The following is a 21,643-nucleotide window of genomic DNA, read 5'->3' as shown; positions in this document are numbered from 1 at the left end:
TTGCCATTAATGACATAGTCTTAAGAATATACAGGTTTTCAAATAAAACTGAGATTTAAGGTTTAGACCTTCTTCCTCTGTTTCTCTCTCTCAAGTAACCGTTCTTTCAAAGCTTGAGTATCATCAGGAAGCCACTCATGTCGCTCTTTGGTATAATCCCCACTCCCAGACTCATAGCTCTGAATAAAACGGGCCATATCAATAGGTCCAAGAGCTTTGCTCAGTGCGCAAATCCCCTCTTTCCGAATCTCACTGATTGTTTTCATCATCCAACACCTCCATGAGCCATATTAACGGATTTTCGACCCGAATTGATAATTCAGGGATTTTCCGGGAGATAGCTACGAGCTTAGTATCAGTTGTAAGAAGTAAAGCTTCCCCCGACTGTGCACATGCCAGATGCAGGGCATCATAATGTTTCAGTCCCATTTTCATATAAAGGGTTGCCTGTTCAAATATACTCTCATTGTACTCAATATATTCGTTGATAAGATATAATTTCTGCTCTACTTTCAATCTCTTTTCAATATCAGGTATGAAGGAGATTTCATCATCAATGACAACACTACCTATCAATTCCCAGTCATGTAAACATCGGTCAAGAATTGCAAGCACTGCATTTGCTTCCAATGCAATCTTTTCATGCTGAAGATTGTCAAATGGTCTGCATAGACAACAGACATCCAAATAGATTCTCATCTGATTCCAAATGAAACATTATCACCAGTATTAATAAATCCTATAGTTCTTTTGCCCGGGATGTATTTACTGAGGGTAGTGTTATTAACCTCGCTCAATAGGGTTCATAAATAAGGCATTTACCAACCCCATACCTGCCCCTTCTGCACCCCCGGCCCCTCCTCAATCGTCCTCGCAAACGACCTCGCCTACGCCCGGTTCGACCGCTACCCGGTCAGCCCCGGCCACCTCCTCCTCATCCCCTTCCGGCACGTGGCCTCCTTCTTCGAAGCAACCGAAGCCGAGCAGGCCGCCCTCCTCTCCCTCGTCCATGATGCCCGTCGGCTGCTCGATGAGCGGTATGCCCCCGACGGCTACAATATCGGCGTGAACATCGGGGCGGCGGCCGGCCAGAGCGTGATGCACCTCCATCTGCATGTGATTCCGCGGTATGTTGGGGATATGGATGATCCGAAGGGCGGGGTGAGAGGGGTGATCCCGGGGAAGAGGGGGTATTGAGAGGAAAATATAACAGGTTGTGATGGGCTAAAAATCCCTCTGATATCTGACTATTGCTATTGTGTAACCTTATTAATGGAGACTTCTCATCCTGATCCTGTCATATTCCAGAACAGAAAAATGACCTTCCCAGTCATCACGTGAGCAGATGATATTCGTGATATACTCTGCCATATCACCTGGTGTCATCTGGTGAAGACGTAACAAAATAATTCCAACCGAAGGATAAGCCGTATCCTTAACTGCAAGTTCTCCAAAATCGTGATCAAATGTTAGAATAACACGGTTATCCCGATATGCAAGCTGCATAACCTCAATGTCAGAGACACCTGGCGCATCCTTACGTATCCATCGGATATCATACCCTCTTTGCTCGATCATTCTTATGACCGAAAAGGGTACATTTTCATCGGCCAGAATTTTCATCCAGTGATCTTTCCTCTGGGATCTGTGGAGTAAACCCGTTCTGAGCGGACGATTTCCTGTGCATATCTGATGCATGCGAGAATATCTTCACGAGATAATCCAGGATATTCTTCTACTATTTGAGAGTCATCCCACCCCGAAGCAAGAAGGTCAAGAACCAGATCCACCGAGATCCGTGTCCCCCGAATAATTGGTTTGCCTGCAAGAACTGAAGCATCAAGGATGATCCTTGAATCCTTTTCCATAGTATATCATAGGTGTTAGCGAGAGTATATGTATTTTGCTTCCCGGAATCTCTCAGTCTACCCTTTTTCAATTGGGTTATATCTCTGTTCCAATGATGGGATCAAAATACATGCCAATGGCGGTGTAAACATGCCCACACACCACCGCCCCCTCCGCAATCCTCCTTGCAAACTTTTCTCGCCTACGCCCGGTTCGACCTCTACCCGGTGAGCCCCGGCCACCTTCTCCTCATCCCCTTCCGGCACGTGGCCTCATTCTTCGAGGCAACCGAGGCTGAGCAGGCCGCCCTCCTCTCCCTCGTCCATGATGCCCGTCGGCTGTTGGATGAGCAGTATGCCCCCGACGGCTACAATATCGGCGTGAACATCGGGGCGGCGGCCGGCCAGAGCGTGATGCACCTGCATGTCCATGTGATTCCACGGTATCAGGGGGATATGGAGGAGCCGAAGGGCGGGGTCCGGGGGGTTATTCCGGGGAAGAGGGGGTATTGAGAGGAGGAGGAGATATGAGGGAGCATGGAGATCCAGCCATGCACATCTTCAAGGATAAAAAAGTTCCTCTACAAGTTTGCTGATTGGAATCTGCAAATGATCAGCGACGTCTTTGAGTATTTTTCGAAACGTTCCAATATGTATCGGATCATGAAGTGGAACGGTAATTGTGTGAGGTTTTCCATTCGCTATCATTTTGAGTTTTGCATGACTCCCTGTCTGGTGAACAAGCCTGTACCCTTTTACAGAAAGCAGCTGTATTAATTCAGTGCCACTGACATTCCGGGGGGTTTTCATACAACAATTAACTCATCCTTAACCTGATGGAGCCTGATAATACGGGGTCGTTCATCCTCCTCAAAATGGCAGGATACGGCATCATGAACCATTGCCTTCAATTCTTCGTAATTGTCGGCCTGAGTAAAGATAGAGTGGCCAAGTGAGTGAGCCTCATACCCTCCCTCCGGGGATTCCTCGACAATGAATATGATTTCCTTTTCTCTGTACATTGCCTTCAACAAGTTATAGTCTGTATTCCATCGTTAAGAAAGTATCACCTCTCCATCTCCACACCTGCCCCTTCTGCGACCCCGGCCCCCTCCGCAATCCTCCTCGCAAATGACCTCGCCTACGCCCGGTTCGACCTCTACCCGGTGAGCCCCGGCCACCTTCTCCTCATCCCCTTCCGGCACGTGGCCTCATTCTTCGAGGCAACCGAGGCTGAGCAGGCCGCCCTGTTGTCCCTCGTCCATGATGCCCGTCGGCTGCTCGATGAGCGATATGCCCCCGACGGCTATAACATCGGGGTGAACATCGGGGCGGCGGCCGGCCAGAGCGTCATGCACCTACATGTCCATGTGATTCCGCGATATGTCGGGGATATGGAGGATCCGAAAGGCGGGGTGAGAGGGGTGATCCCGGGGAGGAGGGGGTATTGAGAAGAGTGGATCGGTTTTTAATGGACGGAAAAACCCCTCTATAAGCCAGACAAAGAAAGTGGAGTCAGAGAACGTGGAACATATTACCCATCGTCCATCTTCTTCTCAGACTCTATCACATAATTGTAGAGATCTTCTCGAATCCAAAAATGACCGTTCGTCCGTAATCGCCTCATCTCATCTTCTAATGAAGAGATAGAGCCTTCCCTTTTTGCCTTTATCAAAAGTCCAATAATTCCTGTGAAAGCCAGATTATATGATCCGGCAACACGTCGTGCCTCACTCTCGTCAAGAAGAATTATATCATGCTCAATTTCAAGTGCCAAAGCGATGCTTTCCGCTTCACCTCGATGAAGATCATTTTCAAGAAGATGGAGAAGAGCTGTATTTTTAGGTTGGATCACAGATAGCCAGCCTTCTTTACGGAAGAGGCGAATCTCTGCAACACCAGGTCGATCATCCCCGTCTTCTACGACTTCATCCCAGACGGCAGGAGGTATAATAACTGAAGAATAACGGCGAAGAAGACCTATTCGGCCAATCAACGAAAGATGAATGAGAGGTGATGAGTTACTAATCGCTCGAACCATAGGCGATATCCACGTGGAGATCTTCTTCTGTATAATGACGCGGAACCTTCCGTACTCCGAGAAGCTCCTCCCATTGCCAGCGTTTCAGACCGGCAAGTGTGGCAGCCTTTCCTGAAGAGAGTATCCCTCTCATATAGAGAGCAAGGGCAAGTTCCTGGTGTAGGGCAGACTCTACTCCATCCGGGGGAAGGCGAAGTGCAGAAACAATCTCTTGAGGGATGGTGATAGTTATGTCAGACATACATCTTCCTCGTGGATAAGAATTGTATAGAAACCGTATAATACTAACGGATGCCGGCCAGAGCGTGATGCATCTCCATCTGCATGTGATTCCACGGTATCAAAGAGATATGGAGGAGCCGAAGGGCGGGGTCAGAGGGGTGATCCCGGGGAAGAGGGGGTATTGATACACCGGAAACAAAAGAACAGATGTACTCCCGTATCCTGCCATATGTTCCCGAAGCGGAAACTATTTGTTTCTGAAATGGAAACATATTGTTCGCAGAGCAGAAACAAATGGAAGAAACAATACTATCTGATCTTTTCAAAACCGGGGAGCGGATACGCATACTCAGATATGTATCCACCCGGCAGGAAGTCAACGCAACAGAGATAGTACAGGCACTCAGCGTCTCAAAAGCCCTCGTCTCCCGGTATATGCATCTTCTCGTTGAGGGAGGGCTCTGCACCAAAGAGGGCAGGATATATCGCTGGATTGAGAATCCTATCAGCCTTGCAATGAAGCGATTGCTCAACATACATCATCTCATGCAGGTAATTCCAGCCGGACTTCCCGAACGTGTAGAAGGGATTGGTGTGTATGGGAGCTTTGCAGAAGGGAGAAACCGACCAGGGAGTGATCTTGATCTCTATCTTCTCGTACCCGAATATGCACCGGATCTCGAGATGATGGCGGCAAGGATGGAGAAGGCAATCTCTGAGGACGTGGGAGTTGAGACACATATCCTCATCCTGACATCCAACCGATTATCAGACCTCAAGGAGACGGATACCCCGTTCTATCGTAGTCTGGTACGTACAGGGTATACACTCAAAGGTGAATCAATTGAAGAGTATTGAAGATTGCTACAAGGAGAAACTTCTCAGGAAAGTCAGGCCATCACCGGAAAAGGCAAGAGAATCGCTTATGCTTGCATCAGCATATCTGGATGAAGCACGTTTGGTGATAGGAGTTGGTGCAAACAGAATGAGTAGGTCGGGGGCGTACATGGGGTATTGATGTTTGGGAGAATGCGAACACAGAGACATGACAACCAGTATTCTTTTGCTCCTGCTCCGGCAGATACGGAGGTAAGTGCAGCGATTCTCTATGCTGAGCGGTTCGTTAACAGGATTAATCAAATACTCACTGATTAATTAAAAAAATCGGCGAAAACAATCCCCTGTTGTTCTCTTCCTCAATGAAACCGGCTTTTCTGAAGATACTTACAACAGCCAGATTTTGCTCTCTTCTGACCAGTATCCATCCCTCAATTACATGCTTTAAGTTTTCCCGGCACTCTTCGAGACTCCTGCCGGTTGCATACACCCCGGCCAGTCCCGGAACCTCCCCGTAATAAGACTCTTCATCATCAATGATCTCATATCGTGCGTGTAACAGGGCTTTTTCACGATATTCCAGAATCATGGCACTCTTCATGGATCTGTCATCCTCTGATTGAAATAATAATTGACATACTCCTGACCGAACTCTTCACGCATCTACCCGCTCATCTACCGAAAATAACGTTTATGTGCGAGATCTATAGGGAGAATCTCGACCACCCGGATGCGACTCTGATCCGGGCAGATGCGAAAGATGATAGTGTACGTGCGGCTGACATGCATTCTATATATGTCGCCACCCAGCCGCTCAATGCCGGAGGCACCAGTGAGGGAACCCAGAGCTTCAAGTGTGCGAAGATGGCGGAGGATGATACGCCTGCTTTTGAGAGGAAGCCCGAGGACATACTCACAGACCGCACGTTCGATTTCAATTCTCATTCAATCCTCATTCAAGCCCCAGGCTTCCCGGGCTTCATCCAGAGAGACGTACTCTCCTTCCTCACTGACATGCATGGCATGCCTGATAATATCCCGCTTCTCCCGTTCTGCAACCAGATCTAAGATGAGCTGGTCGAATGTTTCACCCGGCTTTTTGATGAGGGAGAGCTTCTCCCAAGTAGATGGAGAGACAGGGATCCGCTTATAGGTACTTTGGCTAACCATGTGAATCACTTTTGATATATGCACCATATGATACATATGGACACTATGTACTATGTCAACCGCAGATTATAAGAATGCTGTCACACCTGTCGCGAGAGTATCTTCACCACCGGGGGAGCATTTACTACTCGCTCGAACCATAGGCGATATCCACGTGGAGATCTTCTTCTGTATAATGACGCGGAACCTTCCGTACCCCGAGAAGCTCCTCCCATTGCCAGCGTTTCAGACCGGCAAGTGTGGCAGCCTTTCCTGAAGAGAGTATCCCTCTCATATAGAGAGCAATAGCAAGTTCCTGGTGTAGGGCAGACTCTACTCCATCTGGGGGAAGGCGAAGTGCAGAAACGATCTCTTGAGGGATGGTGATCGTTTTATCAGGCATATCTCTCCTCGTTGATGAGAATTGGGGGATATGAATTGGATAGAAGCCTTATATTACTAACGGATGCTATCCGTTCCGTTGGCGCCAGATCAAGAACGGATCTCCCCTGGCAACATGGCAATATGATTATCATTCCGCCCGACAATATCAGGATCAAGTCGATACAATGAGCCTTTATGACGAGGTAGTAAGGCAGAAGGAGGCGATCCGGCGACTGGCAGCAGCACGAGGAGCAGTGAATATCCGGCTCTTCGGCTCGGTAATCCTGGGAGAAGAGACCCCGGAAAGTGATCTTGATATCCTCGTCGAATTTAAACCAGGAACAAGCCTCCTTGATCATAGTGCACTCATCCATGATCTTGAGGATCTCCTTGGACGCAAGGTGGATGTTCTGAGCGAGAAGGGACTCCACTGGGCTGTCCGTGACCGGATTCTTCAGGAAGCTGTTCCGTTATGAACGATGATCCGGGTATAATGTCAATGGAAGCGAACAGAGAGATGCTGGGAAACCGGCAAAAGAACGATCCCATGATCCGTCAGCTTGAAGCAGTTCTTCCCCATCTTAAGAAGCGTTTTGGTGTTGCCAGAATCGGATGCTTCGGCTCGGTGATCCGGGGAGAAGATCGCCCGGACAGTGATATCGATCTGCTGGTTGAGTTTGCACCTGGAGAAACAACCTTTCTTAACTTCATGGAGTTAGTCTATTTTCTTGAAGATCTCCTTGGCCGCAATGTAGACCTTGTCACCGAACAGGGATTAAGCAAATATATCCGGCATACTGTCGAAAAGGAGGTTGTATGGTGTGATGAGAGGAATTAAGGAGAGGAGAAGTCAGGATCGATTGTGTGTTAGGGGATCAAGCAGGCTGGCAAAAATAATCATCGGCTATCTCATCGATTAATCCCATGATTCGCGCTCTTTTCGGATAAAGGCGTTAGCCTCCTCTGCACGTGCAAAACATCCTTGTCCTTTGCCAATAATGCTTGTGAATGATCGTTTCTTTCTCGTATCTGATTGCGCAAGCACTATCACATCGGCAATAGTTCCGGATTCAAATTCAGGAACATAGATCTGAATAAGTCCATCAGATTCGATTTTCACCTTTTTCCGTATGGCATGTATCACAAACAAATCCCCGTGGTGAATATCTCTCTTGGCAGATTATAAGATACCTCCCTGCTATTGTTTTCGCTCATGTAATTTTGATCCACTCGGCCCATCGAAAAGTGATCCACCCAACCTGCCCCTTCTGCAACCCCGACCCCTCCGACATCCTCCTCGCAAACGATCTCTCCTACGCCCGGCAACAGGATGTGTGTGTTTGCATGAATGGAGGAGATGAGGGGGAGACTCAATCCATTTAGGTGAAGGTGAAGGCAAAACCCCCTTTTCTGAATTGATAGGTTATAATCGACGTTAATCGGGGAATATGTAACGATAGTTAAATGGTATTCTGGAATATAGTTCCAATGAATACATCAAAAAAAGGTGAGTTTTTTATGGGATCCGCCTTGCAGATCTCATGAGTAAAGCAAGAGATAATACTGAAGTTATAGCAATAACAGGACTCAAAGGAGTCTGTTGAGAGGGGGTTGGATCAGCAACAGATGATTGTTCAGGCTGCGTCTCTATTAAAGTAGGCTCTTCAATCGGCGTTACTGATTCAGGGGCACTTTCAATATTCAGGGTAGCAGATGGAGGAGTCGGGGTTTTTAATGAAGCTACGGTTTGGCCATACACCTTATTATCAGCATAATATACAAACGAAGCCCCATCTGAAGATATCCTCACAGGCATGGCCCTTCCAGCTGTTTGTATCGATCCTATCTCCGCTCCATTTTTATCAAAAACAGATATTTTATCGAGAGTAGAAACGAGGACGTATGAACCATCATCAGTAATATCAAGATCGGAGATAGCACTTGATAAATCTGTTTTCCAGACTAAATCCCCTCGCTGATCAATCACACGAATTGAATTATCCTGATAGGCACCAACAATGTAGTTACAATCAGGAGTCGCTTTGATCAGGATATTCTCATGATCATAAGAGATTACAGGTGTGCTTCCCACCCTATATTTCCATTTTTCAGTTAGTTTCTCTGCATTAGAACCTAAAACATTATTTTTGATTTCTCCTGTTCGAGGATCAGACCAGATAATTTCTCGCATATTTGGTGGGAAAGCAATAAAATCTCTATGTGTGATGTACGGGGCCTCATACGTCATTAAAACACGACCACCTTCATCTATCCTTGCAATATCTCCGGCTGCAATCATCATAGTCCTACCATCACCACTAAATCTGGCATCCGCAAATTTTGCTGAAGTAAGATAATACTCGAAAATATCTCCTCCAAAATCAAGAATAAAAATATGTGGCTGACCCCCTATATCACCACCGACAACAGAATAGTGATCGCCACTTACAATCCTGTAACCCTCTCCAGAGCCCGCATCAACAACAATAAATTTTTGCCAGATTCTGTTGTGTTTGGAATCATACTGGCTCAATCGATTACCCGCAAGGACAGTATAATAATCTCCTAATGGAGAGAGAGAAAAACCCGTCAGTTTTGACCCTTCAAAATGAACTTCTTTAATTAAATTACCACTCAAATCACGTTCCTGCAACCATCCACCAGCCCCTATAATATACCAGGTGTCAAAGGATGATTCGACCAAATCAAAAACAGCATTAATTCGATTGGTTTCCCATTCCGCTTCATTTGCGAATACAGAAGGAACAAGCACATTCATTGAGATGAAAATTAATAGGATGATAAACATCTTTTTCATCATAGACATAATTGTATAATTGCACTATTACACGAATAATATATCGATTTGATGTTTATATGAAAAATTTAATAACTCTACAATATCAGATTTCAAATAGATTTAGCGTATTTTTTATATTTGCACATATTTATTAAATTAAAATGCGTATCAATTCAGTGCCACTGATATTTCGAGGGATTTTCATACGACAATTAATTCATCCTTAACCAGGTGGAGCCTGATAATGCTTGGCCGTTCATCCTCCTCAAAATGGCAGGAAACGGCATCATGGACCATTGCTCTCAGTTCTTCGAAATCATCGGCCTGGGTAAAGATAGAGTGGCCAGGCGAGTGAGCCTCATACCCTCCCTCCGGTGATTCCCAGGCAATGAATAGGATTTCCTTTTCAGTGTGCATTGCCTTCAACAGAATTAGATTGTGTATTCCATCATGAAGAAAGTATCATCTCTCCATGCCAATGTGTGCCCATGTGTTCACGAATCAGAAACAATCAGTTTCTGAAGTGGAAACATTTTTTCCGAAGAGCGATCGTGATCTCTATCTTCTCGTGCCCGAAGATGTGTATTCGCCGATCTCGAGATGATGGCGGCAAGGATGGAGAAGGCAATCTCTGAGGGAGGGGGAGTTGAGACACATACCCTCATCCTGACATTCAACCGATTATAAGACCTCAAGGAGACGGATACCCCATTCTATCTTAGTCTGTTAAGGACAGGGTATACGCTCAAAGGGAGTCAATCGAAGAGTATTGAACAAGTAACCGTACAAGTAACCGTACAAGTAACCGTACAAGTAGCCGAACAAGTAAAGAAGCACGGCCCGAGTTACGGCCTGAGTTGCAGCCTGAGTTGATGCAAGAGAACCAAGCGAATCTCCACGTGCCAGTAATGACATCGTTCTAAAAATCTACAGGGTTCCAAATAAAACCGAGATTTAGGGTTTAGACCTTCTTCCTCTGTTTTTCTCTCTCAAGCAATCGTTGATTCAAAGCTTCAGTATCGTCAGGAAGCCACTCATGCCGCTCTTTTGGGTAATCCCCACTTCCAGACTCATAGCTCTGAATAAAGCGAGCCATATCAACAGGTCCAAGAGCTTTGCTCAGTGCGCAAATCCCCTCTTTCCGAATCTCACTGATAGTTTTCTTCATCAGACACCTCCATGAGCCATATGAGCTTATTTTGACACGAATTGAAAAATCAGGGTTCATTCGGGATACAGTATAAGCTCATTATCCTTATACGAAGTTAAGCTTCCCCCGACGGCTACAATATCGGCGTGAACATCGGGACGGCGGCCGGCCAGAGGATCAAACAGCCACCTTTGTGTAGCATCAGAAACATCTGGTTTGAAGAAGGAGCTGGAAGGAAAGAGCTGGAGGGCGAGATTGGAAACGGTCACTCGTACTGTTACAGGCGAAGAGAGGATCATGGCCTGCCTCTTGTTACCCGGTCATATCATCAATACGTAATCTTCCAATGATCAGATCACCCTCTCGGGGAAGCTCAGATCCATCCTCGCGTAATCCCTCCAGATGAAGTTCTATTGCTTCGTGAATATTCTCCATTATCTCTTCAAAGGTTTCCCCCTGTGAGAAGCACCCCGGTAGCGTTGGGACTTCTACCCAGAACCCTCCCTCTTCAGCGCTGTGAATGATAACGGTAAAATCCATTGTAAACACCCTTTATAATATATCCCGAAATTCTTCCTCAGTGAGGCCTGCTTTTCTTAGAGATGCGTTCAATTATACATTTATCAATCGGTGGAATCAGGAGGCCACGACGGAGACGGACAATGATCCATCCCTCTATTACTTCCCTGAGATTTTTCCGGCACTCTTCAAGGGTCTTTCCGGTTGCATACACTCCAGCCAGTTCAGGTACTTCCCCGTAATAGGGTTCATCATCCTCGATTATTTCATATCGTGCATGTGACAGGTTTTTTTCAATATATTCCAGGATCATAATAATCGCATTTCCCAATTGATCCAGATTACTTCATCCAGAGCCGTTCACTTTTCATTCTTCGATATAGTTAAAAAGGTTACTGAAGGTCTGGATGACACCCGTCCGGGACGGGTTAAGACGGCTGACACGTTCAAAACTGGATGTTATGTATTGAATGAGAGGTGATGAATTACTAATCGCTCGAACCATAGGAGATATCCACGTGGAGATCTTCTTCTATATAATGAGGCGGGACCTTACGTACCACGAGAAGTTCTTCCCATTGCCAGCGTTTCAGACCAGCAAGTGCAGCAGCCTTTCCTGAGGAGAGTATCCCTCTCATATAGAGAGCAAGGGCAAGTTCCTGATGGAGGGCAGACTCTACTCCATCTGGGGGAAGGCGAAGTGCAGAAACAATCTCCGGGGGGATAGTGATAGTTATCTCAGACATATCTCTTTCTCGTTGATAAGAATTGTATAGAAACCGTATAATACTAACGGATGCCGGCCATTCCCCAAGGAATTGTATACATGCAATAACAGGATCATACGTTCGCCCGATGCGACCTCTACCCGGTGAGCCCCGGCCACCTCCTCCTCATCCCCTTCCGGCACGTGGCCTCATTCTTTGACGCAACCGGAGACGAGCAGGCCGCCCTGTTGTCCCTCGTCCATGATGCCCGTCGGTTGCTGGATGAGCGGTATGCCCCCGACGGCTATAATATCGGGGTGAACATCGGGGCGGCGGCCGGCCAGAGCGTCATGCACCTACATGTCCATGTGATTCCGCGATATGTCGGGGATATGGAGGATCCGAAAGGCGGGGTGAGAGGGGTTATTCCGGGGAAGAGGGGGTATTGATCATTGAGAGAGATTATTGAGGGGAGGTGATTGAGGGCATCATAAAATAAAATGATATAATTTATATGATATTACCCGTTGGCAATGAGTTGCTGAATGTAACTTGTATCCATTTCATAATTGCAAGATTGCGAATTGCGGAAGCAAGCCGTTGTCGTTTTTCTGCATTCGACCATTTCTTTTTCCAGGTCAGGATGTAGTCAAATAACTCTTGTTCAGATACAGAATGGCCTGTTTTTCGATCTTCCAATTCCTTATATGCATAATAGACTGTCGTCACTTCCTCTGCTTGTTCAGTATTTTTTATCCTGCTAAACAGATCAACTGTCTTCTCAATATATGGTTCAAGCTCTGTCAATTGCTTCAAGTATTTACTTCGAATTTTATCATACTCAGGACCTGTTGAAATAACGATCATGTTACCAAGTTGATGTTCGGCAATCAGGTTATTATTCGCAAAAATCAAAATCATTTGATTGACATCTTTCGACGAATATGGCCCATAGTAGCCTTTTTGGAAGTTAAATCCTGTTTTTAATCCTGATTCGGTAATAATAAAACATATTTTTTGAAAAAGCACTCTGCCAACTTTTAAGGCGTGGGTTTGTTTTTCTAATCGGTTCAGAACCTCAAGAACAGCTAGTTTATCAGGAGTTAATTCGTTATTATGGAGGTTTAGCTGATTGTAGTCGTCCAGGAGTACTTTTTGTGAAAGAAACTCTTCGCTTAATTCCTCTTTTGGAGTTCCAAATGGTGCATAGATCTCAACAGGAATATCAATTTTCGATAGTTTTTCGTACATTATTCTCCCGACAATTCGCCATTCCTGACCCCCATTCCCACAACCCAATGGCGGGAAAGCAACAGATTCTATTCCCCATTCCTTATAGTGGGTAACGAAAAAATCGAGGCCCTTGATAATATCCTCAATATATGATGGAGATCGCCAATGGTTCTTCGTCGGAAAATTTACGATTGAGTTCCCAAAAGCATCCGTATAATGATATGGTATACCAGGTTGCACAAGATTATTCTTACATCTTCGAACATAATCCTGAAACATATATGGATATCGTCTTTTAAAGAGCAGAGCGATACCTTTTCCCATAACACCAACACAATTTACTGTATTAACTAATGTTTGAGCCTGGCTTTCAAAAATATCCCCGCATCTTATCTTAATCATTTTCACCATCTCTTCACTGCCCCATATGGAAGAAGAGATCTGGGTTAATAATAATCTCCCGATCAAATCCCATGGTTATCACAAACTCCTTTAAGTCACTACTCGGTACGAAGACTCTGATGATATTCTCAGGAGCCACATTATGGGGTACTAATACTTCTGCACACATAAGACTCTTATGTTCCCACTCTTCAAATTGGTTATCTGGATGAGTCCAATATCGTGCACATATTTTATCAATATCAAGTTTGTGCTCAGCTTCAGTTGGAGATAAGAAGGTAACGTAATCACTCGCCGCATTTCGATCGGCAATGACAACGCCAGAAGATGTGAGCACAGCACCATCAATGAGTAGAATACACAGTTTCTCAGAGCTATTTCTCATGCGCTCATAGAGCATCGGGTTGCGTGCATTTATATATAAGTTAACATATTCGTGCAGCAACAAGCCACCAGGAACTTTTTTATTTTCCCTTCGGTTTTGAACTTGATCATTAGCTATTGAAATATGGTTAATCCGCGATGCCTTTCGGTGTGAAAGAATTCCATGTCTGAAAATTGAAGAGAGGTTTTCTATTGGGGCAATATAGTATAAATAGGAAATATAGAAAGACATAGATTAACTCCTATGATGTATTATAATCAATATTCATCACTCATTCTCTGAGGCAAACAATGTTTTCGTTGATAGCTAATTATTCCTGCCCTACTCTCATTATCATTCAATACCAGGGATCGATGGAGGTTCACTCGGAGTCCTGCCTCTTTGATCTGCGCAGTAAACCCGTTCTGAGGCCACAACCTCCTGTGCATACCTGATGCATGCGAGGATATCCTCCCGGGCCAGTCCTGGATATTCCGCTAATACTGAGGATTCATCCCAGCCCGATGCAAGAAGGTCAAGAACCAGATCGACCGAGATCCATGTCCCCCGAATAATTGGTTTACCTGCAAGAACCGAAGCATCAAGAATGATCCTTGAATCTTTTTCCATAATTGATGATAGGAATTGGCAAGAGCATATCTTTTTTGGTATTTGGGATATCCCCAATTCAACCCGGTTAGGTTTATGTTTCAATGGCGGGATCAAAATGCATAAAAGTGGCGACCGAAAAAGGCTCAACCGCCTCATCAGAGTTCCTCCTTACAAACAACCTCGCCTAAGGCCGCCCTCCTCTCCATCTGCACATGACCCCACGGTATCAAGGGGATATGAAGGATCCGAAGTGCTGGGTGTGTCAATCCTGGTTTCCTTCTCCCCAGCGGTATCAGGATAAAAAACACCCCAATTGTCACCGATGATGTAAACATGTTCACGATCTAAATGTGCTCACTGTCCCGATCATTCCTCTTTGATTCCAGATACTGCTGGAACAGGAACAGTCAAGTATACCTATTGCCAATAGTAATACTGTAAGAGCTTACAGGCATTCACGCCGTGACTATGGTGCACAAATCCATACAGAATACAAACGTCATGGAAGTATCTTGATAAAACTGTGATAAAAAGTTTACAATGAGAGGGGGTATACATGTCAGCAAATGAAGTTGCAAGCAAAAGAATTCCTGTCACAACAGAGATCTGGGAGTCGTTATCTAAGTTGAAGCGACCGGGTCAGACGTACACCAGTCTTCTGGAGGAGATGATTGCTTTGAAAGAGGAATATGATTTTATGATGCATCTTGAAGAAATTGAAAAGAAAGGTGATTTTATCAGCCTGAAAGATGCTGCGCATGAACTTCACCTGGATGACACAGCATAATTCTACATCAATCCATCGAATGATTGTTCAAATAAGAGGATTTAATCCAGGGGATTTATGTGAATGTTGAACTTGACAGGGGCGTAATAAAAACTCTCTTACGGTTTCCAAAAGATCTCCGGAGAGAGATCTTCGATCATATCACAAAACTTGAAAAACCTGAGTCTATACCCTCCAGTGAGTGTTTATTTCCCGCAAAAAATATTTATCGCATCCATATTGGAAGGCGATACACGATCATCTATAAGATTTTGAAAGAAGCCAACACCGTTCTTGTGCTGGATCTGATGACAATTGAACAGGCACATAAGCGGTACAGACGATACCGCTGAACAAATCCCTTTTTTCGCCCAAGATAGTATCCAAATTCTCCTGTAGAATTATTTAAGGCTCTATAAGAAGTTAGAATTTAAAAAGAAGCGCATATCAATATAATTATAGCAATAAGCACAAGAATGTCTTCTTGATCCATCCGGTGCGACACAAACCCTGCCGACCGTGTCCCTGATCAGAGTAATGCCCGACGAAACGGAACAAGTGGCGCGTGCCGGACAGTATAGGCGATCAGAAACGAATGTGCTTGTATTTATAAATTGCAGGTACAAAGGAATGAGCGTAAAATGCAGGTGAACGGGTCCCTGGAGCCATGAACAATGCAGAAGATGAAGATTCTCATCATCGGAACACTCGGTACCGGCAAGACAACACTCGCAATGGCTCTCTCACACGAGACGGGCTATGCATACACCTCCATTGATGACTGTCGAACCAGGTATTCTGACGGCACGACTGATGGTGAAGATGCTGCATGGCATCATTTCCTGATAGCCTGCCGCGATCCATCCCCGGGCATCCTGGAGTTTTCAGGAGGAGGCCCTCATCTGTATGAAGTCCGTGATGCACTCCTCGGTTCCGGAATGCCGGTCTCAGTCATATGGATTGACATGCCCCACGATCTCTGTATCGAGAGGGCTTCACAACGGGAGATTGTCATCCCGGCACCTTTTGTATGGGCTCCAATCGATTATTCAGTTCCGGCAATCCATTCCGGTATTGAGATTGCCTGGGAGAGAGTATGGAGTGCCGTGCCAGAGTTTTGCGCGAGAAGAATGGTTTTTCCCCGGGATCTACCCTCCAGTGAGATCTATCTGAGGGTTCGGTCCAATCTATCAGGAGAGATCGGATCCCTCTCCCCAAACGACACCAGTTAACCCCGGACTCTCTGATCCGGTGTCTGCTGTTATTGTATCCAGGGTCAGGGATGCTCCCCCGGCCGGACTAAGCATGATCCACCGTGAAAACTGCACCATATCATTATATATAACCAACAATATAACCAGGCCCACGATGACCCTGATACATATTCTTGCTGATCCCAGGATGGATACCATCACCATGCCGGAAAATGTCCGGATAGGACTCATGCTCCGGGAACAGCGAAAAAAGTGTTCATTACAAGGATGCGATGCAGAGTTTTACGGATTTGCGTTCGGCCAGTCCCCCTTCCCCATCCCGGAACCGATATCCGATGCCCTGGTGGCCAACGCCATGCAGGGCCACTATGTTGATGCAGCCGGGATTTTCGAGGTCCGGGAAGCGATCGCTGAATTTTACCGGCGACACTTCGGCATTGTGACAGATCCGGGGAGAGTGATCGTTGGAAACGGATCCAAGGAACTGATGTTTATGATCTTTTCAATGGTGAGCGGTTCAGTCATCCTCCCCTCGCCATCATGGATCGGGTATGCCCCCCAGCTGCGGTTCCTTGGAAAACCGTTCCATATCCTCCCCACCCGACCGGTGAACGGCTACAAGATTGATCCGGGTGATCTCGAGACCCTGCTTGAGGATATTGTTGTCGGGCAGCATATCCTCCTCCTCAACAATCCCCATAACCCGAGTGGGGGGCTCTACCAACTGGAGGAACTAAACGAGATCACGGAGGTCTGCCGGAGGACGGGGACGCTGGTGCTGGCAGATGAGATCTATGCCCTTACAACCTACGATATCAAATCCTTCGTCTCCATGGGAACGGTCTATCCGGAAGGTACCTTTGTGACCGGGGGACTCTCCAAGGATCGCTCTTCGGCCGGATACAGGTTCGGAGCATGTATCCTCCCATCCACATGTTCAGAGAAGATGCTCAGGGATTTTTCCAAGCTGGCCGCAACCCTGTACACGAATATAACCACCCCGGTCCAGTATGCAGCCGTCACCGCATACTCCTCCAATGCAGCCATCGAGCAGTATTTCGAGGAGACCCGGGCTATACACCAGATGATGGGAGAGTATTTTGCAGAAGCATTCTCCTCGATCGAGGGAATAACCACCACCATACCTCAGGGAGCGTTTTACTTTCTCATGGATATGAATGGCCTGAAACCGGCCCTCCGGAAGAAGGGGATACAAACTGCCAATGATCTTCAGAATGCCCTGATAGCACATCCGCACCATATTGCCACGGTGAGCGGGGACGCGATCATGATGCCAGATGATAACTTCTCAGCCCGGATTGCATTCGTTGATTATGATGGCGCCCGGGCACTGGATCTGTACAAAGCATCGAAGCCCCGGACGCGGGAGGAATGTTCGCAGTTTGTCAGGAATGCAGCCCCACGCATGGTCAACGGTGTCGAGGCGTTACGAAGGTTTGTGGAAGAGCTGGATGAGTGAAGCAAGGGGAGGATGCAGGCAGAAACGTTCATCCTCAAGAGATGCAGTGCAGACAGAAATGAGAGACCAACATTTAATAACTCATCCAATATATAATCCCCACCAGACCATCTATGGAGGAGAGATGATGCAGGAAACCGTTCTCAACGAGCAACAGATGAAAGATTGTGAAGAGAGCAGATGGGACTTCTCTGACCTGAAGGCGCTCTTCATCAACTGCACGCTGAAGAAGACACCGGAGCTCTCGCATACCGAGGGGTTGATCCGGGTCTCCCAGGCGATCATGGAGAAGAACCGGGTTGCCGTCGAGGTGATCAGGGCGGTCGATTACGAGATCGCCTATGGTGTCTATCCGGATATGCGGGAGAAAGGGTGGGAGAAGGATGACTGGCCCCCACTATTCCGGAAGGTGATGGACGCCAACATCCTGGTGCTCTGTTCGCCGATCTGGCTCGGCGAGAAGAGCTCGATCTGCCAGAAGGTGATCGAGAGGCTGTATGGGCAGTCCGGCGAACTGAATGAGCATGGGCAGTATGCGTATTACGGGCGGGCCGGCGGCTGCCTCATCACCGGCAATGAGGATGGAGCGAAGCATTGCGGAATGGGGATCCTCTACTCCCTCCAGCACCTCGGCTTTGTCATACCGCCGCAAGCTGATGCTGCATGGCTTGGAGAGATCGGCCCAGGGCCATCATACCTGGATCCCGGGTCCGGAGGTCCGGAGAACGACTTCACGAACCGCAACACCACATTCATGACGTGGAACCTGATGCATATGGCACGGGTACTGAAGGATATGGGGGGCATCCCGGCACACGGCAACCAGAGGAGTGCATGGGCGGCCGGATGCAGGTTCGATCATCCAAATCCTGAGTACAGATAGGAAGGGAGTTCCCCGGCTCCTGAATCAGGGGTTTTTCTGGAGGGAAAGCCGGAAACCCCGTACCTCACCACTTTTTCCATAACCGGAACCATCGACCCCGACGCAATATTAATCCCCAAATTAATATAAAGAGAATGAGCAATAGTCTCACTGATGGCCCTTGATGTGCTTCTGATCAACCCCCCTGATCAGAAATCCAAGTACAAGAAGTACCTCAACATCAGAATACCACCCCTTGGTATCCTCTATATCGCTGCAGTCCTCGAAGAGAACGGGGTCTCCGTGGAGGTGATGGACTGTGCTGCAGAGGATAGTACATATACCGATATCATCAGGCGGGTGCAGGGGAGAGAACCATTCATCGTCGGAATCACCGCCACCACCCCGCTTATCTCTGAAGCGCTCCGGTCTGCCGAGGCGGTCAGAGATGCGGGAAGCTCGTATGTTGTACTCGGCGGACCCCATGCCACATTCATGCACACCGGGATCCTCAAGGAGAAGAGTGCAGTCGATTTTGTCATCAAAGGGGAAGGGGAGTATACATTCTTCGAACTCTTCCAGACCCTCCGGTCCGGGGGGGATCCAGGTATGGTCAGGGGGCTTGTCTTCCGCTCAGATGGAACGATCATCGAGAATGACGACAGGCCACATCTCGAGGACCTCGGCAGACTCCCCTATCCTGCCCGCCACCTCCTCCCAAAGGAGAACTACCGGATCTTCGATAGCCACCTGCCGATTGCCACCATGCTCTGCAGCCGGGGCTGCCCGATGCAGTGCTCATTCTGTGCATCATCCGCCCTCCATGGAAGAACCATCCGGCAACGCTCTCCCGAAGATGTCATCGGGGAGATCCGGCATATTCAGGAGACACTCGGAATCTCACGGATCGCCTTTATGGATGATACCTTCACATTGATCCCCGGATGGGTGGAAAGGTTCTGCACCCTGCTCATCGGGGAAGACCTGCATATCGAGTGGGGCTGCACCGCCAGAGTGGATCGGATCGATGCCGATCTGATCCGGCTGATGAAGAGAGCCGGATGCAGGACGCTTTTTATCGGGGTGGAGTCAGGCGATCAGGAGATCCTTGACAGAATCAAAAAAGGGACACGGATCGATCAGATCAGCGAAGTCTTCAGTGCCGCGTATGAGAGCCGAATGAGAACAATCGCCTCAATTGCAATCGGTCTCCCGGGAGAGACGAAAGAGACGGCGAAGAAGAGTATTGCACTGGCCAAAAGTCTGCAGGCAAGTTATGCCCTCTTCTCGGTTGCCACACCATATCCGGGAACAGAGTTCTTTCACCACGCAGAGGATACAGGGGGTATGCAGCAGGATTGGTCGAATTTTGATCTCTTCTCACCCATTGTGGAGACGATGACCCTGACACTGGACGAGATACGGAGCCTTCAGAAGATGGCATACAGGGAGTTTTATCTCAGGCCTCTTTATATTGTACATACCCTTGCAAAGGAAGGGCGGCCATTTCTCCATGCGATGAAGGTACTGATCTCTCCGTGATACAGAGATGATGATAATGCATATACAAAAAGGTGTAGAGACCGCGTTTCCCGGTATCGGGGTGACGGAAGGAATAATCGAACCGCTCGCTATTCAGAGAGAAGACCCTCTCCTCGAATCCCTTAAGGAAGAGATCATACATGAGATACAGGCCCGGTACACCCTTGAACGTATCAAAGACGAACCCCTCTTCCGGGCATACCGTGACTTCTTCTGGAGCGTGGGCGTCGATCCCACAAAGACCCGACCCGCATCCGAGGCTCTGGTCCGGAGGATTCTCGCAGGAAAAACACTACCAACGATCAACACCGCCGTCGATGCCTATAACCTGGCATCGGCCCGCTCCGGCATCCCCATCGCCGCCTTCGATGCCGGGCGACTCTCTGGTGATCTGACGATGCGATTTGCCGGGGAGGGGGAGGAGTTCGTCGGGATTGGTATGACAAAGCCGGTCATCCTCAATGAGAACCAGGTCATCCTGACCGATGCAGAGGCGATCATCGCCATCTATCCCTACCGTGACTCGGATGCAACAAAGATAACAATCGCAACGGAAGCGATCCATCTCGTCGCCTGCGGTGTGCCGAAGGTGGAAAGTGGGAAGGTGGCGAGGGCGTATGAGATCGCCGTCAGATACCTGAACAGATATGCATCAGTGCCAAGGAAGAATGAGAGATAGAAGACTACCCAAATCCTTATGTATGTACTCTTCGCAATAACTACTGTTATCAATGAACCCATCTGCAGTATGTGGCACAGATAAATCCAAGTGGATAACTATACCCATTGAGGAATATGAGTCCATGAAGCGAACTATTGAAATTTTATCTGACGCAGACCTAATGGCTCAGTTACACGAAGGGAAAAGAAAAAATGCTCCCTGCAGAAGTTTTGAGGAACTCGCCCAAGAATTGGATCTCTAAAAATTATCTTTATGCCATATCGCTTCAATAATAACCTCTTTTTTTTCAAACTCAATGGTATAAAGGATCCGAAATTTCCTCTCAAAATATAACTCCCAAATTCCATGAAGAGATCCTCGTAATGGCTTCCCATAAATATCTGGTTGTGTAGATAATTTTCTGATCTTTTTTGAGAATCGTCTCTGAATTTCCTTATCAAACGTCTTGAATGTATCTTCAGCAGATCTTCTAATGACGATTTGATACATACGTTCTTAGATTTTTTTCATTCAATGATAAAATATCCATCTATTTGATCGGGAGTTTTCGCATATTGTAGTATCTCTCGAATGGTACGCTTCACTTTCACCCTCCGCTGCATGCTGCTATATACCCTGCGGAGAGAGTAGTATCTGCCAGAGTGCCAGGGACAACCGCACTCCCTGCTCTCTGCACCAATACTGCAACAACCCCAATTTCGACCCCCTCTTTTCTTTTATTCAGGGCAATCACCAGGAAGGCGTGAGAAAAGGTACTCTTCTCAGAAAGAATCGTACATGAAAAAAGGTACTGCATCCGCTCTTGTTAAATAATCATAAGAATAAACGGC

36 protein-coding genes and 1 pseudogene are annotated in these 21,643 nt (G+C 47.1%); 15 read left to right on the top strand and 22 right to left on the bottom strand.

Features of this window, described 5'->3' with window-relative positions:
- Positions 1-62: 62 nt before the first annotated feature.
- Together RJ53_RS10395 and RJ53_RS10390 are read right to left on the bottom strand one after the other, a co-directional pair.
- Positions 63-269 (bottom strand): hypothetical protein, encoded by a 207-nt coding sequence (locus RJ53_RS10395; protein WP_246496096.1) that lies wholly within the window; start codon positions 267-269, stop codon positions 63-65.
- The gene (locus tag RJ53_RS10390) at positions 250-630 is read right to left on the bottom strand and encodes a PIN domain-containing protein (protein WP_246496095.1); all 381 of its coding nucleotides are present in this window, start codon (positions 628-630) and stop codon (positions 250-252) included. The genes RJ53_RS10395 and RJ53_RS10390 overlap by 20 nt, the downstream gene beginning before the upstream one ends.
- 186 nt (positions 631-816) lie before the next feature.
- On the opposite strand from RJ53_RS10390, the gene RJ53_RS10385 reads away from it, so the two are divergent.
- Positions 817-1,197: an HIT family protein gene (locus RJ53_RS10385; RefSeq protein WP_211531569.1), complete on the top strand. Its 381-nt coding sequence runs from the start codon at positions 817-819 to the stop codon at positions 1,195-1,197.
- A 72-nt stretch (positions 1,198-1,269) separates the two neighbouring features.
- On the opposite strand, the gene RJ53_RS10380 is transcribed toward RJ53_RS10385, so the two are convergent.
- Both RJ53_RS10380 and RJ53_RS10375 read right to left on the bottom strand, forming a co-directional pair.
- Positions 1,270-1,578 carry a DUF5615 family PIN-like protein gene (locus RJ53_RS10380; RefSeq protein WP_246496094.1) on the bottom strand — a complete coding sequence of 103 codons (309 nt, stop codon included), beginning with the start codon at positions 1,576-1,578 and terminating at the stop codon, positions 1,270-1,272.
- A gap of 41 nt (positions 1,579-1,619) precedes the next feature.
- Positions 1,620-1,868, bottom strand: coding sequence for a DUF433 domain-containing protein (locus RJ53_RS10375; protein WP_211531554.1), 249 nt, complete (start codon positions 1,866-1,868; stop codon positions 1,620-1,622).
- Between the two features lie 165 nt (positions 1,869-2,033).
- Here RJ53_RS10375 and RJ53_RS10370 point away from each other — a divergent pair, with 165 nt between their 5' ends.
- A complete protein-coding gene (locus tag RJ53_RS10370; protein ID WP_211531553.1) occupies positions 2,034-2,360 on the top strand; it encodes an HIT family protein in 327 nt (108 codons plus the stop codon).
- 48 nt (positions 2,361-2,408) lie between these two features.
- Here the strand turns inward: RJ53_RS10370 and RJ53_RS10365 are convergent, their stop codons facing one another.
- Positions 2,409-2,657 carry a type II toxin-antitoxin system HicA family toxin gene (locus RJ53_RS10365; RefSeq protein ID WP_211531552.1) on the bottom strand — a complete coding sequence of 83 codons (249 nt, stop codon included), beginning with the start codon at positions 2,655-2,657 and terminating at the stop codon, positions 2,409-2,411.
- Between the two features lie 146 nt (positions 2,658-2,803).
- On the opposite strand from RJ53_RS10365, the gene RJ53_RS10360 reads away from it, so the two are divergent.
- Entirely contained in the window at positions 2,804-3,298 is a 495-nt protein-coding gene (locus RJ53_RS10360) for an HIT family protein (protein ID WP_343221886.1), read from the top strand.
- An 83-nt stretch (positions 3,299-3,381) separates the two neighbouring features.
- On the opposite strand, the gene RJ53_RS10355 is transcribed toward RJ53_RS10360, so the two are convergent.
- Positions 3,382-3,888 (bottom strand): DUF3368 domain-containing protein, encoded by a 507-nt coding sequence (locus RJ53_RS10355; RefSeq protein ID WP_211531551.1) that lies wholly within the window; start codon positions 3,886-3,888, stop codon positions 3,382-3,384.
- On the bottom strand, positions 3,872-4,129 hold the full coding sequence (locus tag RJ53_RS10350; protein ID WP_211531550.1) for a UPF0175 family protein: 258 nt from the start codon (positions 4,127-4,129) through the stop codon (positions 3,872-3,874). The genes RJ53_RS10355 and RJ53_RS10350 overlap by 17 nt, the downstream gene beginning before the upstream one ends.
- 22 nt (positions 4,130-4,151) lie before the next feature.
- Here RJ53_RS10350 and RJ53_RS10345 point away from each other — a divergent pair, with 22 nt between their 5' ends.
- The 3 genes from RJ53_RS10345 to RJ53_RS10335 all read left to right on the top strand — a co-directional run bounded on the left by RJ53_RS10345 (position 4,152) and on the right by RJ53_RS10335 (position 5,128).
- Positions 4,152-4,295 (top strand): HIT family protein, encoded by a 144-nt coding sequence (locus RJ53_RS10345; protein ID WP_343221885.1) that lies wholly within the window; start codon positions 4,152-4,154, stop codon positions 4,293-4,295.
- A 109-nt stretch (positions 4,296-4,404) separates the two neighbouring features.
- Positions 4,405-4,968 carry a nucleotidyltransferase domain-containing protein gene (locus tag RJ53_RS10340; protein ID WP_211531548.1) on the top strand — a complete coding sequence of 188 codons (564 nt, stop codon included), beginning with the start codon at positions 4,405-4,407 and terminating at the stop codon, positions 4,966-4,968.
- Entirely contained in the window at positions 4,955-5,128 is a 174-nt protein-coding gene (locus tag RJ53_RS10335) for a hypothetical protein (protein WP_211531547.1), read from the top strand. Before RJ53_RS10340 ends, RJ53_RS10335 begins: the two co-directional genes overlap by 14 nt.
- Positions 5,129-5,254: 126 nt before the next feature.
- Here RJ53_RS10335 and RJ53_RS10330 read toward each other — a convergent pair whose 3' ends face one another.
- From RJ53_RS10330 to RJ53_RS10315, 4 genes are all read right to left on the bottom strand, one after another.
- Entirely contained in the window at positions 5,255-5,548 is a 294-nt protein-coding gene (locus RJ53_RS10330) for a type II toxin-antitoxin system HicB family antitoxin (RefSeq protein ID WP_211531546.1), read from the bottom strand.
- A 74-nt stretch (positions 5,549-5,622) separates the two neighbouring features.
- Complete coding sequence (locus RJ53_RS10325) at positions 5,623-5,892, bottom strand: hypothetical protein (RefSeq protein ID WP_211531545.1); 270 nt, start codon at positions 5,890-5,892, stop codon at positions 5,623-5,625.
- Positions 5,893-6,117 carry a hypothetical protein gene (locus RJ53_RS10320; RefSeq protein ID WP_246496092.1) on the bottom strand — a complete coding sequence of 75 codons (225 nt, stop codon included), beginning with the start codon at positions 6,115-6,117 and terminating at the stop codon, positions 5,893-5,895.
- 124 nt (positions 6,118-6,241) lie between these two features.
- Positions 6,242-6,499 (bottom strand): UPF0175 family protein, encoded by a 258-nt coding sequence (locus RJ53_RS10315; RefSeq protein ID WP_211531544.1) that lies wholly within the window; start codon positions 6,497-6,499, stop codon positions 6,242-6,244.
- Between the two features lie 166 nt (positions 6,500-6,665).
- Here RJ53_RS10315 and RJ53_RS10310 point away from each other — a divergent pair, with 166 nt between their 5' ends.
- Together RJ53_RS10310 and RJ53_RS10305 are read left to right on the top strand one after the other, a co-directional pair.
- Positions 6,666-6,956, top strand: a complete 291-nt coding sequence (locus tag RJ53_RS10310; protein ID WP_211531543.1) for a nucleotidyltransferase family protein — start codon at positions 6,666-6,668, stop codon at positions 6,954-6,956.
- A 23-nt stretch (positions 6,957-6,979) separates the two neighbouring features.
- Positions 6,980-7,318, top strand: a complete 339-nt coding sequence (locus RJ53_RS10305; protein ID WP_246496091.1) for a nucleotidyltransferase family protein — start codon at positions 6,980-6,982, stop codon at positions 7,316-7,318.
- 78 nt (positions 7,319-7,396) lie between these two features.
- Here the strand turns inward: RJ53_RS10305 and RJ53_RS10300 are convergent, their stop codons facing one another.
- The 7 genes from RJ53_RS10300 to RJ53_RS10270 all read right to left on the bottom strand — a co-directional run bounded on the left by RJ53_RS10300 (position 7,397) and on the right by RJ53_RS10270 (position 11,695).
- Complete coding sequence (locus RJ53_RS10300) at positions 7,397-7,600, bottom strand: hypothetical protein (RefSeq protein WP_211531542.1); 204 nt, start codon at positions 7,598-7,600, stop codon at positions 7,397-7,399.
- 396 nt (positions 7,601-7,996) lie between these two features.
- Complete coding sequence (locus RJ53_RS10295; RefSeq protein WP_211531541.1) at positions 7,997-9,307, bottom strand: YncE family protein; 1,311 nt, start codon at positions 9,305-9,307, stop codon at positions 7,997-7,999.
- A gap of 174 nt (positions 9,308-9,481) precedes the next feature.
- Positions 9,482-9,697, bottom strand: coding sequence for a hypothetical protein (locus tag RJ53_RS10290; protein WP_211531540.1), 216 nt, complete (start codon positions 9,695-9,697; stop codon positions 9,482-9,484).
- A gap of 544 nt (positions 9,698-10,241) precedes the next feature.
- Positions 10,242-10,448: a hypothetical protein gene (locus RJ53_RS10285; RefSeq protein WP_211531539.1), complete on the bottom strand. Its 207-nt coding sequence runs from the start codon at positions 10,446-10,448 to the stop codon at positions 10,242-10,244.
- A 294-nt stretch (positions 10,449-10,742) separates the two neighbouring features.
- The gene (locus RJ53_RS10280; RefSeq protein ID WP_211531538.1) at positions 10,743-10,970 is read right to left on the bottom strand and encodes a type II toxin-antitoxin system HicB family antitoxin; all 228 of its coding nucleotides are present in this window, start codon (positions 10,968-10,970) and stop codon (positions 10,743-10,745) included.
- Between the two features lie 37 nt (positions 10,971-11,007).
- Positions 11,008-11,262 carry a type II toxin-antitoxin system HicB family antitoxin gene (locus tag RJ53_RS10275; RefSeq protein WP_211531537.1) on the bottom strand — a complete coding sequence of 85 codons (255 nt, stop codon included), beginning with the start codon at positions 11,260-11,262 and terminating at the stop codon, positions 11,008-11,010.
- Between the two features lie 175 nt (positions 11,263-11,437).
- Positions 11,438-11,695: a UPF0175 family protein gene (locus RJ53_RS10270; RefSeq protein ID WP_211531536.1), complete on the bottom strand. Its 258-nt coding sequence runs from the start codon at positions 11,693-11,695 to the stop codon at positions 11,438-11,440.
- Positions 11,696-11,799: 104 nt separating this feature from the next.
- On the opposite strand from RJ53_RS10270, the pseudogene RJ53_RS10265 reads away from it, so the two are divergent.
- Positions 11,800-12,105: pseudogene (locus tag RJ53_RS10265) on the top strand (HIT family protein); the annotation flags it as partial.
- Between the two features lie 61 nt (positions 12,106-12,166).
- Here the strand turns inward: RJ53_RS10265 and darG are convergent.
- The 3 genes from darG to RJ53_RS10250 form a co-directional block, all read right to left on the bottom strand.
- Entirely contained in the window at positions 12,167-13,291 is a 1,125-nt protein-coding gene (gene darG / locus RJ53_RS10260) for a type II toxin-antitoxin system antitoxin DNA ADP-ribosyl glycohydrolase DarG (protein WP_211531534.1), read from the bottom strand.
- Positions 13,292-13,304: 13 nt separating this feature from the next.
- A complete protein-coding gene (locus RJ53_RS10255; RefSeq protein ID WP_211531533.1) occupies positions 13,305-13,907 on the bottom strand; it encodes a DUF4433 domain-containing protein in 603 nt (200 codons plus the stop codon).
- Between the two features lie 102 nt (positions 13,908-14,009).
- A complete protein-coding gene (locus tag RJ53_RS10250) occupies positions 14,010-14,285 on the bottom strand; it encodes a DUF433 domain-containing protein (protein WP_211531532.1) in 276 nt (91 codons plus the stop codon).
- A gap of 538 nt (positions 14,286-14,823) precedes the next feature.
- Between RJ53_RS10250 and RJ53_RS10245 the strand changes: the two genes are divergently transcribed.
- The 6 genes from RJ53_RS10245 (at position 14,824) to RJ53_RS10215 (ending at position 20,810) form a co-directional block, all read left to right on the top strand.
- Positions 14,824-15,054 (top strand): hypothetical protein, encoded by a 231-nt coding sequence (locus tag RJ53_RS10245; RefSeq protein WP_211531531.1) that lies wholly within the window; start codon positions 14,824-14,826, stop codon positions 15,052-15,054.
- Positions 15,055-15,707: 653 nt separating this feature from the next.
- Positions 15,708-16,265, top strand: coding sequence for an AAA family ATPase (locus RJ53_RS10235; protein ID WP_211531530.1), 558 nt, complete (start codon positions 15,708-15,710; stop codon positions 16,263-16,265).
- Between the two features lie 136 nt (positions 16,266-16,401).
- On the top strand, positions 16,402-17,727 hold the full coding sequence (locus RJ53_RS10230; protein WP_211531529.1) for a pyridoxal phosphate-dependent aminotransferase: 1,326 nt from the start codon (positions 16,402-16,404) through the stop codon (positions 17,725-17,727).
- A gap of 124 nt (positions 17,728-17,851) precedes the next feature.
- Entirely contained in the window at positions 17,852-18,610 is a 759-nt protein-coding gene (locus tag RJ53_RS10225; protein WP_211531528.1) for a flavodoxin family protein, read from the top strand.
- A gap of 153 nt (positions 18,611-18,763) precedes the next feature.
- The gene (locus RJ53_RS10220; protein WP_211531527.1) at positions 18,764-20,131 is read left to right on the top strand and encodes a B12-binding domain-containing radical SAM protein; all 1,368 of its coding nucleotides are present in this window, start codon (positions 18,764-18,766) and stop codon (positions 20,129-20,131) included.
- A 16-nt stretch (positions 20,132-20,147) separates the two neighbouring features.
- Positions 20,148-20,810, top strand: a complete 663-nt coding sequence (locus RJ53_RS10215) for a B3/B4 domain-containing protein (protein WP_211531526.1) — start codon at positions 20,148-20,150, stop codon at positions 20,808-20,810.
- Positions 20,811-21,050: 240 nt separating this feature from the next.
- On the opposite strand, the gene RJ53_RS11940 is transcribed toward RJ53_RS10215, so the two are convergent.
- Complete coding sequence (locus RJ53_RS11940) at positions 21,051-21,302, bottom strand: type II toxin-antitoxin system RelE family toxin (RefSeq protein WP_211531525.1); 252 nt, start codon at positions 21,300-21,302, stop codon at positions 21,051-21,053.
- Positions 21,303-21,643: the final 341 nt, after the last annotated feature.

It is taken from the genome of Methanocalculus chunghsingensis (genome assembly GCF_018132105.1).
In the GTDB taxonomy this organism is placed as follows: domain Archaea; phylum Halobacteriota; class Methanomicrobia; order Methanomicrobiales; family Methanocorpusculaceae; genus Methanocalculus; species Methanocalculus chunghsingensis.
This window is presented reverse-complemented; position numbering and strand designations above follow the sequence as displayed.